The following is an 11,553-nucleotide window of genomic DNA, read 5'->3' as shown; positions in this document are numbered from 1 at the left end:
TCCTAACGACGGGCGAGGCTCAGGAAATTCCGGAAAAAAATGCAGTGAGCGGTGAATTAATTGAAGGCTAAGGGAAACTGCATGGAAAAGCAGCCTTTTCAGCGCCCGCCGGTCATCCCCCGGCTCACTCTACCGTGACGATCCTCAGCCATGGCGTAATGTCGCGCACGGCGATGGTGTGGGCTCTTGCAAGCGCCTCCAGCGCTGCATCCGGATGGCGCAGATCGTAAATGCCCGTTACCCGCCGCGTGTCGAGCCCCGGCCCTCGGGCGACGATATAGCCCCCGTACCAGGGACGCAGCGCTTCGAGCACGTCCCTTACCGGGCGATCGTTGACCAGAAGGCGGCCGTTCATCCACGCCGCGATCCGGTCCGGCCGGACCTGGCCGCGCGAAGGGCTTCCGGCCCAGGGCACCGCGATCGATTGTCCGGGGCGCAGCCGGTCTCGCACCCGGCCCTTGGGATAGGAAACCTCCACAAGCCCCCGCCGAACGGAAACCGCCATGCCCTGCTCGTTGAACCCTGCCTCGAACGCGGTGCCGAGAACCTTCACCGCCCCGTCTCCGGCCTCCACGCGGAAGGGATGGGCAGGATCGTGGGCCACGTCGAAATAGCCCTTTCCGCGCAGAAGTTTCAGGCGCCGGCCCTCTGCGTCCATCGAGAATGCCATCGCAGCGCCGGGCGCGAGCCAGGCGGTGCTGCCGTCCTGCAAGGCCACCTTGTGAACCTCTCCGGTGCGCGCGATATCCTGCGCCTGCATCCAGACCGGAATGTCGGCCGCCAGAACCAGCCCAAGGCAGGCCGCTACCGCGAGCGGCACAAACACACGCCATTTGCCCCGCGCCTTGCGGCGAAACTTCAACGGAACGACATTCCCGGAAGGCAGCGCTACGGCATCCACCGGCCTTGCAGCCTCAAGCAGGAGATCGAGATCCCGCGTTTCCGCCCATACCCGGCGATGCTCAGGGCTGGCATCGAGCCACTGCTCGAATTCCGCGCGCAATCCGGCGTCCTCCGGATCGTCATCGAGACGAACCAGCCAGGTCGATGCCATTCGCTCGACCGCGCCCATATCCACTTCGTCATTCATCACGGGTCTTGCCGCATTTCCTGTCGCCAACGAGACTCCACATGATTGAGACGAACGACGCCGCCGGGAATCCGGATAAAAATGCAGGTATCGTCATGGCCGCCGCCGCAAAGCCTTGCGGCAGCGCTCCAGACCATCCACCACGAGTTCCTGCGCCAGGCTCCTGGAAATGCCGAGCCGCTCCGCGATGTCGATCAGGCGCGCGCCCTCGAACCGGTGCATGGTGAACGCCAGCCGCGTCCGCTCCGGCAGGGCGTCCATGGCCGTGCGAATGATCGAAAGCTCATCCATCGCCTCCAGCCGGGTCTGTGCGGAAGGCTCGTCGCTTGCAATCAGTTCGGCCACGCCGCTGTCGTCGCCGCTGAACAGCTTCTGCTCGAAGCTGCGGCGGCGCCGGCCATCGAGCGCAAGGTTACGGGCGATGCGGAACAGGAATCCCCGAGGTTCGCCGATAAGCTGCTTCTTCGCCGCAGCATTGAAACGCAGCCAGGCCTCCTGGACGATGTCTTCCGCCCCGGCCCGGTCCCCAACGATGTTCGCGGTATAACGGACGAGTTCGGAACGCTGCGCCAGGAAGACGCGCAGCAGTTCGCCATCGGACGATGCTCCGTTTTCCCTGTCTGCTCGATCCATGGCCGGGACGGATAGCAGATCACTTATTGCGAACCAATCGCAATTTATGGAAAATCAGATAACGACGACTTCCTGATCGATCGAACCGAACGGCGCGGTGCCGTCCGCGCCGGTTGCCGTCATGCGGATCGTGTCGCCATGCACCATGAACGGCGTAACGGGTCTGCCTTCCCGGATGATCTCGATGGCACGGACTTCGGAAATGCAGCTCGATCCCACTTCGGCGTAGTTCGCATTGGACACCGTACCGGAACCGATCACCGTTCCGGCAACGAGATCGCGCGTCAGCGCGGCATGGGCGATCAGTTCATGAAAGCCGAAATCCATGGCCGAACCGCTCGCCGCGCCAAACCGCTGCCCATTGAGATCGATTTCCAGATCCAGGCAGACACGCCCATCGCGCCACGCATTGCCGAGCGCGGCGGGGGTGACGGCGAACGGCGCCATCGAGCACGGCGGCTTGGCCTGGATCCAGCCGAAGCCGGTCTTCATCTCCACCGGCGCCAAGGTGCGCAGCGACCAGTCGTTGATCTGGACCACCAGCCTGATGTGCTTCGACGCATCCTCGGCGCGGGTGCCCATGGGAACGTGATCGACGATCACGCCGAACTCGCCCTCGAAATCGATGCCGTGGCCAGCGTCTGCAAACGGCACCGCGTCGCTCGGGCCGTAGAAGCGGTCGGAAACGCCCTGGTACATCAGCGGCCGGTCGCTATCGACCGGAGGCAGGCCGAAAGCGATCTGCATGAGTTCGCCATGCGTGCCGAAGGCCGACCCGTCGAGCCATTGCCACGAACGCGGCAGCGGCGCGCGCAGGCGGGCGGGATCGAGCCGTCCGCCCGCTCCGCCCTCAAGCGCCGCGGCAAGCCGAAGGAGATCGGGCTCGGCCGCCGGCCAGTCCTCCATGGCCGACAGCAGGCTCAGCCCGGCCGCCTCCAGATAGCGTGCACCATCGGCCGAGACGACCGCCAGCGCGCCATCCGGGCGGCCGTTTTCCAGAGTTGCAAGGCGCATGCTCAATCCTCGAAGATCGCGACGGCGCGGGTCCAGCCCGCCGAGGCACCCTTGATCTTGTGCGGGAAGCACGAGACGGTGAAACCATGGTCGGGCAGCACTTCGAGGTTGTGCAGCTTTTCGAGGTGGCAATACCCGATATCGCGGCCTGCCTTGTGGCCTTCCCATATCAGGGACAGATCGCCGGTTTCCTTGACCTTTTCAGCGGTGTAGCTGAACGGCGCATCCCATGACCAGGCATCGGTGCCCGTCACCCGTACCCCCCGCTCGGTGAGGTACATGGTCGCCTCGTAGCCCATGCCGCAACCGCGGTTGACATAGTTCGGCTCGCCCAGCGCCTTGCCGGCGGCGGTGTTGACGAGGACGATATCGAGCGGCTTCAACGTATGGCCGATGCGGGCCAGTTCGTCCTCGACATCCCTGGCCGTAACCACATAGCCATCCGGGAAGTGCCGGAAATCAAGCTTCACGCCGGACTGGAAGCACCATTCCAGCGGCACTTCGTCGATGGTGAGAGAACGCTCAGGCTCTCCGTCCTTGCCGTTCATTGTCGGATGGAAATGATAAGGCGCGTCAAGATGCGTGCCGCTGTGCGTGGTCAGCCTGACCCATTCCGCAGCGGCGAAACCGGCGCCATCCGGCGTATCCTCGGCGGTCACGCCGGGGAAGAACATGTTCAGTTCGCCCACCGTTTCGGAATGGGTCTGGTAGGTGATCTCCGGCTTCAGGAACGGAGGATCACTGACGACATCGTTACAGAGCGAGATCGAGAGATCGACGAAACGGCGAGTCATGCGGTCTTTCCTCCCAGCGTCTCGGCGAACCAGTCTGAAATCAGATCGCGGCCATAAGCCATGTTGTCCGCTCCGACGTGCTCGACGCCGCCTTCGCGGGGCGTGAAGATCACCTTCTCGCGGCGCGGCGAATTGACCAGCTGGTCGTAGAGATCGCTGGCGTAGTTCACGCTGATCTGGCGATCCTGCGCGCCGTGAGTGACGAGGAAGGGTACCTTTATGCGGTCCATGTGGCCGTTGAGGTTCATCGCATCGGACTTCGCCAGGAAATCGTCCTGATCCTCGGCACCGAAGGCCCAGTGGACATGCGCCCAGTAGTGCGGCACCGGGTTCTCGCCCTCGCGTGCCATGCGCTTGTCCTGCACTTCGCGCCAGTTGTGGTTGGCCCCCCAGACCGCGCCGGATGCAAAACGCGGTTCGTAAGCGACCGCGCGCGGCGCGAAGTGGCCGCCGAGAGAGATGCCGGTCATGCCGATGCGCGCCGGATCGACGTCCGGCTGCTGCTCCAGCCAGTCCACCGCCTTGCTCGCCCAGCTTTCCGAATTGGGATCGACCGGCAGGTTCTGAAGGCGCAGCGCCTCGCCCGATCCTGGCTGGTCGACGCAGAGCGTGGAGATGCCCCGCCGCGCCAGTTCCTGCGGCAGGCGGGTCCAGTAGAGCAGTTCCTTGCAGCTATCGAGACCGTTGCAGAACACCGCCACCGGTTGGCGTCCCTCTCCGGGTGCCCGCGTGAACAGCGCAGGCATCGTGCCGGTTTCCAGCGGGATTTCCACGCGCTCGCGGTTGATCCGGCCCAGCGCGGTCGAACGGTCGAACGCTTCGCGCGCCCTTGCGTAAGTTTCCTGACGGCCGGGATGGCCGTGGCCCTGCATGCGTTCCGCGGTGATGAGGTAGAGCGAGGCGCGCTCCAGCTTGTTCGAGGCGGAGAACTTGCGCCCCTCAGCCTCGTCCTCGGCGGCAAGTTCGAGCAGCTTGTCGCCCATCGCCGCCCATGCCTTCATGAACTGCGGCGTACCGGCATCGGCGCCGCTGGCCGCCGCGTCGCGGATCGGCTGGCACATGTCGATGATCTCGCCAAGCTGCGCGCCCGATTCCATCGCGATCGAAACCGAGAGGTTCCAGATGTAGTTCGGAAAGTATTCGAACAGAGCCATGGTTCAGGCCTCCGCCGGCTGGAACAGGCGCGCATCGGGTGCGGGATGCGGCATCGTCTGCGGGCCCCCGACACCGATGCCCCACTGGTCCATGATCTGCGGGCCCGGAATATGGACCTTGTGCTGATGCGTTTCGAAATCGACCTCTTCCAGCTCGGACGTATACTCGACCGCGAAACCGCCGGGCGTCGTGAAGTAGCTGAAGGTATTGTTGCCCGCCGTATGGCGGCCCGGCCCCCAGCGCAGGTCCGTGCCGCGCTGCTTGAGGCGATGGACGCCGCGCATCATGTCGTCGACCGAGAGCATATCGTAGGCGACATGGTTGAGACAGGGCGGACCGGGCAGGATGGCGACGCGGTGGTGCGCCTCGTTGCAGCGCAGGAAGCACATGAAGTCGCCCAGCCAGTCGCTGATTCTGAAGCCGAGCACATCGGTGAAGAAAGCCACCAGCGCCTGATGATCGGGCGAGTGCATGACGATGTGGCTGATCTTCACCGGCACGCCTTCCCAACGCTCCATCGCCCGCTTGCCGAGCTTCTCCACGTCCGCCGAAATCTCGAAGGGGAGGCCGTCGGGCGAGAAGAAGCGGAAGGCATAGCCGCCGCCGGGGGCATCGAGTTCGCGCGGGGCAAAGATCACCTTGCAGCCTGCCGCCACGACCTTCTCGTGCAGACCATCCACATCCCCCCGCGTATCGGCGGCAAACGCGATCACCTCGACATGGTCGGCATCCGACTTGTGGAGGCGCACGACATGGTGCTCGTCATGCCCGTGGGTCTTGAACCAGGCGAAATCGTCCTGCGCGGCGACCTCCACGAGGCCCCAGTCCTGGGTATAGAAGGCGCGCTCGGCGTCGAAATCCTGAACGCCATATCCGACATAGCGGATTTCGGTCACTCGGCTCATGGCTGCAATTCCTTGAATGAAATGGTCAAATGGGTTGGCTGACAACCGCGAACATCTCGGCGGTGGCCTTGTGGTTATCGACCGGGGGGCCCTTGCCGATCTGGCCGTGGCAGATCGCCAGCGAAGCCTCGACGATGTAGCGGCAGCGCTCGTAACGACGGGCGCGATAGGCAGCGAATGCCTCCTCGGGAGCGGTGTGCGCCGAGAGTTCCTCGGCCAGAACCAGCGCATCCTCGATCGCCATGCCGGCGCCCTGCCCCAGATGCGGCGTGGTGGCGTGAATGGCATCGCCCAGCAGCACCACCCGGCCTGCATGCCACGGACCGTGAACCATCATGCCTTCGAGCGGGCGGTAGACCACGCCCTCGTCATCGGTGATATGTTCGGCTAGTTCGCGGATTGCCGGTGCGGCCCCGGACAACCTCGCGCGCATCGCCGCGGCCAGGCCATCCACCGGATAGCGGGGATTGTCCGGCTCCGGCGTGGTCGCATAGATGTACATCGTGTCGGCCGACATCGGCACGAGGCCGACGCCGGTAGGTCCGTTGTAGACGTGAAGCGCATCGAGCCCTTCAGCGCGCGGAAAGTTGTAGCGCCAGACCGACTGACCGGTGAATTCCGGGCTTTCCGCCTGAGGCAGGACCATGCGGCGGGTTTGCGAATAGACGCCGTCAGCGCCGACCACCACATCATAGCGCCCGTCGGAGCCATCGGAGAAGCGCACGAAAACGCCCGTTTCATCCTGATCCAGCAGTTCGACAGTCACGCCGAGGCGGATCTCGGCGCCGAGGGCCCGGGCGCTGTCGCCAAGCACCTTCTGCAGGGCACGGCGGCCGATACCGACGTTGGAGGGCCTGCCCTCCACCAGTCTCGGCGTGGGAATACGAGCCACGCGGGTCCCGTCGGGAAGGTAGATCTCCACGGCATCGAACCCGCAGGCCGCATCCAGAAAGGCTTCGAGCACGCCGAGCTGGTCCATCGCGCGGACCACGTTCGATTGCTGGATGATGCCGACGCCATAGACCGACCACTCAGGATCGCGCTCGATCACGGTGACGCGATGCCCCTTGCGAAGGAGCGCAATCGCGGCGGAAAGGCCGCCGATGCCACCGCCGATCACGAGAATATCGAGTTTTTCCATATACCTGCTTTCAGGAACGCCATCCGCATCCGCCACGATGCGCCGCCATTCTTCTCCCATGCCCATCGCGAGCCCGTTGCCGGAGGGATTGCAGGACCGCTTGCCACAGATCAAATTTTTTGTTTTTGTCCATTACCAACGATGGAATCGATACCTGATGCGCCTGGACAAGTTCGACCTCAACCTGTTGATCGCCTTTGAACTGCTGCTGGAGGAACAGAACGTCACCAGAGCGGCACAGAGACTGAACCTGACGCAATCCGCGATGAGCGCCGCGCTGGGTCGGCTTCGACTGGCGCTGAACGATGAACTGCTGGTGCCGCACGGCCGCCGGATGGTGGCCACGCCCCATGCGCTGGCGCTGGCGCCGATGGTATCGGAAGCGGTGCGCAATCTTCGCGTGCTGATCTCGGGCGCGACCGCCTTCGATCCCGCCACGTCCGATCGCCGCTTCGAGATCGCGGCCTCGGACTATATCTCGACGGTGCTCCTCAGCCCGCTGCTGCCCCAGCTCAAGCACGAGGCGCCCGGGGTGGAGATCAACGTCGTCCTGCCCAACCGGGAATCGAGCGCGCTTCTGGAAGACGGCAAGCTCGATTTCCAGCTCACGCCCGAACAATACCTCAGCCCCGACCACCCCAGCGAACTCCTGTTCGAGGAACGGCACGTCGTCGTCGGATGGTCGGGCAATCCGGTGTTCCGGCAGGAAATGACAGAGGAAGCGTTTCTGTCCTGCGGTCAGGTCGCGGTGCGGATCACCGGCGTTCCCTCCTTTGCCGAGCGCCACCTGCTGGCATCGGAAGACCGCCGCCGGATCGAGGTGACGGCGCCATCGTTTTCGCTGGTGCCATGGTTGCTGCCCGGCACGAACCTGCTGGCCCTGATGCACGAACGCCTTGCCCAGGTCTTCGCGCCGCTGCTGCCGCTGGAAATCCGTCCGGCGCCGATGGCCATGCCGGCGATGCGCGAGATGATCCAGTACCATGCCGCCCGCACCACCGATGCAGGGATGATCTGGTTCAAGGACAAGCTGATGACGGCAGCGCGCTCCCGGTGAACACCGGCCTCATACCAGGCGCGAAGGCACTGCCGCAAAGACCTCGGTGCCGTGCGGCTGCCGGGCGCGGAATTCCAGCTTGCCGCCCAGCCGGACGGCGCGTTCGCGCATTCCTACCAGCCCATAGTGACCTTCGCGGCGCCCCGCTTCCCGGATCGCATCGGGCAGGCCGATACCGTCATCCGCGATGGAGAGGGTGAGCTTGTCCGCCGCATACCGGATACGGATTTCGACCGATGAAGCCTCCGCATGGCGAACGGCATTGGCCAGCGCCTCGCCAACGATGCGGGCCAGTTCGTCCGCCACCGAGGCGCGGATCGGCCGGACACTGCCTTCCTCCACGATCGTCCAGCGCAGGGCCGAAGGCACGATGCGGGCCGCGAGCGGAGCCAGCAAGGGCGCCAGCGGCACCGGCTCGCGGTCCTCCCGCAGAGAACGGACGCGGTCGCGCCCTTCGAGCAGCACGTCGTCCGCCCGCTCCAGCGTATCCTCGAGCGCGCTGCGGGCCTTGTCTCCTTTGGGGAGCAGTTCGACGATGGACTGGAACCGCAGCATCAGGCCCTGGAAACCCTGCAGCAGGGTATCGTGAAGTTCCCGCGCGATCCGCTCCCGCTCGGAGAGGCGGGCCTCCAATCGGCTGCTGGCCTGCGCCGCCACCGTTCGCAGGCGCCAGCGATAGAATGCCCAGACCGCCGCGCCGATCGCCAGACATGCGAGAGCGAGGAACCAGCCCGTCTGGTAGAAGGCCGGAGCGATGGTGAAGGCGATTTTCGCGCCCTGCCGGTTCCAGACGCCGTCGTTGTTCGAGGCGATGACGCGGAACTCGTAATTCCCCGGACCAAGGTTCGTGTAAAGCGCCTGGCGCTGGTGCCCGGCATCGACCCAGTTGCCGTCAGCGCCGCGCAGGACATAGCGGTATCGGTTGGCACCGGCATCGGTAAGGCTGAGAGCGGCGAATTCGATCTCTACGCGGTCCGTGCCGACCGGCAGTGCGATCACGCTATCGGACGGAGCATGCAGGGTCTTGCCCGCAATCAGCGAGCGGATCATCACCGGCGGCACGACGTCGTTGCGCGTCAGCCGTTCCGTATCGATCCAGGCCAGCCCCTGGTTGGACGCAAGCCAGAGCCGCCCGCCGCCATCCGCCGCCAGGTCATTGGTGCCGAACACATTGGATCTTGCCCGGAACCCTTCCTCATGCCCGAAGCGGTCGAACGGCAGGGCGGCGCCGGGCCTCTGGAAGGCGCGGTCCAGCCCCTTGGCCGGAATGCGTGCGATCCCCGTCGCCCCGATGGTCCAGACCGCACCGTCCCCGGTTCGGCCAATGCCGGTCACGCCGGCCAGCACGGGATAGTCCCGCTCGGAAAGGCTCTCGAGACGCGTGCCCCGCAGCCGCGCGATGCCCTTCTGCCCGCCGAACAGCAAGCTCCCCCCGCTCCCGACGACGAGGTTGACCGAACCGATGCGGTTTGCGCCTGCCGGCCAGAGGCTGATCGCCGAGCCGCCCGCGATGCGCTGAAATCCGGCCTTGCTGCGGCCGACGAGCAATGTGCCCGGCCCATCGGGGCGCAGGGTCAGCACGGTGCCGTTCCGGTCTCCTGCCGGACCGGAAGCAGGCTCCAGTCGAGTGCCTGAAAGCCGATAGACCCGGTCCATGCCGGTCCAGAATGTTCCCGTATCGTCCACGGTGCAGGATACCGAAAGCGGACCTGCTATCGCTTTGGACTGCGCGACGGTTCCGTCGCCCCGCAATGTCAGCAGGTAATTCCCGTCAAGGCCGATGGCCAGCAGGCGCCGGGCATCGCCGCACAGGACGCCGAGGGACGCCTTGCGGAAGATCAGTTCCGGCTCCTCGCGGTCCCGCCCGGCCCGGTAGACACCGGAAAGCCCGGCATAGAACACATGCCCCGAGCGCGGATCGGCCACGAACCCCGTCACCACCGCCTCGTGATTGCGCGGCCGGGCGACATTGCTGGCGGAAAACCGATCGAGACCGGATTCGGTGCCGACCCAGACATTGCCCTCGCGGTCTTCCAGAACCGACAGGGCAAGCGATGCGGTCAGCCCGTCCCGGTCGGAAAGCCGATCGAACACGGGCCTCGCCGCCGCCGTGGAGGGAACGACCCGGGCGAGACCATCATCCTGACCGGCGATCCACAGGGCATCGCCGCGATCGAAGGCGATCTGCCGGCGAACGTAGGGGGTATTGACGGGAGACAGCGGGGCGATAGGCCCGCCGCCCGACAGGTTGCGAAGCCCGCCCTCGTCGGCCAGCCAGATACGACGACGGGAATCCTCGGCAAGCGCAGCGAACGAACCGGCGCGGGCCCCCAGCGGTTCGAAGCGCGAGGCCCCCGGAGCAAGGCGGAGCACGCGCGATGGCTGGGCGACATAGAAGCTGCCGTCCGATGCGCTCAGCATCGATCCCATCGCCGCCTCGGCAAAGCCCTGCGCCGGTCCGAAATAGGTCCATCGTCCGTTGAGGTAGCGCGACAGGTTCATCACGCCCTTGCGGTCAACCGCGATCCAGACGGCGCCGTCGCGGCCCTGCCGGATGCTGTCCACCCCGCCCGAAGGCGGCCGCGGGTTCGCCCCTCGCAGCACGCCGCGATGAGGACCGCTGCCGCGCAGCACCGCGATGCCGCCGAAATCATAGCCGACCCAGATGTCCCCGTTGCGGGCCGCCAGCAGCGCCGTGACCTGTATCGACCGGCCGGGATCGTCGTCCACCGGATTGACCCGTTCGAAGCGAATGCCGTCGAAGCGGTAAAGCCCCGTGGAAGTGCCGAGCCAGAGGAACCCGTCGCGCCCCTGGGCCATCGCGCGGATATTGCCCGGAGCGCCGTCTCCCAGCGACCAGCGCGTATGCCGGAACTGATCGAGCCTGCGGGCCGGATCGAGCGCGGCGCCGGGCCCGGCAAGGCCCAGCAGCGGCAAGGTCCAGAGCAGCGCCGCGAAACGGCGAGCCAGTGGCCTCATTCCGCGCCGGGGTTCTGAAGATCCATGCGGATATTGAACCTGTCCGAACGATAATGCGCGTAAGTGCGCAGGAACGGCCGGTCCTGCCGATCATAGACGGTACGGGTGATGCGCAGGATCGCGGACATCGGCTCCACCTGAAGCCGTTCCACGCAAAGCACGTCAGCCAGCATGGCGCCGATGGTCTGTTCCGCCCGCGCGGCGTGGTGGCCCGCCTCGTCCAGCAGCTTGAGGATCGGGGCGCGCACCAGCGACGCCTCGTTGACCACCGCGCCCAGTTCGCCCGGAACGTAGCTGACGACATAGCCGATCGGCACCCCGTCAAGACAGCGCACGCGCACCGCCCGGACCACCTCGGCCCCTACGCCCAGCCCCAGCGCGCTTGCCACGGTGGCGGTCGCCTCGCGCCTTTCGACCGAGATCACGTTGACCGTGGTGCCCTGCCCCAGCGCCAGCAGCGAATCCACCGCCTGGTCGATGTTGGCCTCCAGCGGCTTGGCCGGGGATTTGAACACCACGCGCGTGCCAAGGCGGCGCTTGCGCTCGACATAGTTCTGCTCGGCCAGATCGTTCAGCACGCGGCGCGCGGTAATACGCGAGACGCCGTAGATTTCGGAGACTTCCGCCTCCGTGGGCATGGCGCTGCCAAAGGGACGCTGGCCGCTCAGGATCTCGTCGCGCAACATGAGGTAGATCTGGTGATAGAGCGGCACTGCCGCATCGCGATCGAGCACGTCATTCCCCCGGGAGGTGTCGGGCCAAGGACGCCCGCCTTGGTCCGACCC

General features: G+C 65.7%; 10 protein-coding genes. 1 reads left to right on the top strand and 9 read right to left on the bottom strand.

What is annotated here, in order from left to right; genetic code table 11:
• Window positions 1-124 precede the first annotated feature (124 nt).
• From U9J33_RS17885 to U9J33_RS17855, 7 genes are all read right to left on the bottom strand, one after another.
• Window positions 125-1,090, bottom strand: a complete 966-nt coding sequence (locus U9J33_RS17885) for a FecR family protein (RefSeq protein WP_324699596.1) — start codon at window positions 1,088-1,090, stop codon at window positions 125-127.
• Window positions 1,091-1,183: 93 nt separating this feature from the next.
• Window positions 1,184-1,723, bottom strand: a complete 540-nt coding sequence (locus U9J33_RS17880) for a sigma-70 family RNA polymerase sigma factor (protein ID WP_082370598.1) — start codon at window positions 1,721-1,723, stop codon at window positions 1,184-1,186.
• Between the two features lie 54 nt (window positions 1,724-1,777).
• Window positions 1,778-2,737 carry a fumarylacetoacetate hydrolase family protein gene (locus U9J33_RS17875; protein WP_324699595.1) on the bottom strand — a complete coding sequence of 320 codons (960 nt, stop codon included), beginning with the start codon at window positions 2,735-2,737 and terminating at the stop codon, window positions 1,778-1,780.
• Between the two features lie 2 nt (window positions 2,738-2,739).
• The gene (locus U9J33_RS17870) at window positions 2,740-3,531 is read right to left on the bottom strand and encodes a cyclase family protein (RefSeq protein ID WP_324699594.1); all 792 of its coding nucleotides are present in this window, start codon (window positions 3,529-3,531) and stop codon (window positions 2,740-2,742) included.
• The gene (locus U9J33_RS17865; protein ID WP_324699593.1) at window positions 3,528-4,685 is read right to left on the bottom strand and encodes an alpha/beta hydrolase family protein; all 1,158 of its coding nucleotides are present in this window, start codon (window positions 4,683-4,685) and stop codon (window positions 3,528-3,530) included. Before U9J33_RS17865 ends, U9J33_RS17870 begins: the two co-directional genes overlap by 4 nt.
• A 3-nt stretch (window positions 4,686-4,688) precedes the next feature.
• Window positions 4,689-5,591, bottom strand: a complete 903-nt coding sequence (locus U9J33_RS17860) for a VOC family protein (protein WP_324699592.1) — start codon at window positions 5,589-5,591, stop codon at window positions 4,689-4,691.
• A gap of 25 nt (window positions 5,592-5,616) precedes the next feature.
• Window positions 5,617-6,732, bottom strand: a complete 1,116-nt coding sequence (locus tag U9J33_RS17855) for an FAD-dependent oxidoreductase (protein ID WP_054441980.1) — start codon at window positions 6,730-6,732, stop codon at window positions 5,617-5,619.
• A 157-nt stretch (window positions 6,733-6,889) separates the two neighbouring features.
• On the opposite strand from U9J33_RS17855, the gene U9J33_RS17850 reads away from it, so the two are divergent.
• Window positions 6,890-7,789 (top strand): LysR family transcriptional regulator, encoded by a 900-nt coding sequence (locus U9J33_RS17850; protein ID WP_054441897.1) that lies wholly within the window; start codon window positions 6,890-6,892, stop codon window positions 7,787-7,789.
• A 9-nt stretch (window positions 7,790-7,798) separates the two neighbouring features.
• On the opposite strand, the gene U9J33_RS17845 is transcribed toward U9J33_RS17850, so the two are convergent.
• Both U9J33_RS17845 and U9J33_RS17840 read right to left on the bottom strand, forming a co-directional pair.
• Complete coding sequence (locus U9J33_RS17845; protein WP_324699591.1) at window positions 7,799-10,768, bottom strand: sensor histidine kinase; 2,970 nt, start codon at window positions 10,766-10,768, stop codon at window positions 7,799-7,801.
• Window positions 10,765-11,502 carry a GntR family transcriptional regulator gene (locus tag U9J33_RS17840; protein ID WP_054441896.1) on the bottom strand — a complete coding sequence of 246 codons (738 nt, stop codon included), beginning with the start codon at window positions 11,500-11,502 and terminating at the stop codon, window positions 10,765-10,767. The genes U9J33_RS17845 and U9J33_RS17840 overlap by 4 nt, the downstream gene beginning before the upstream one ends.
• Window positions 11,503-11,553: the final 51 nt, after the last annotated feature.

Source organism: Novosphingobium sp. RL4 (genome assembly GCF_035658495.1).
In the GTDB taxonomy this organism is placed as follows: domain Bacteria; phylum Pseudomonadota; class Alphaproteobacteria; order Sphingomonadales; family Sphingomonadaceae; genus Novosphingobium.
Note: the sequence above shows the minus strand (reverse complement) of the source record. Positions and strands in the feature narration are given on the sequence as shown.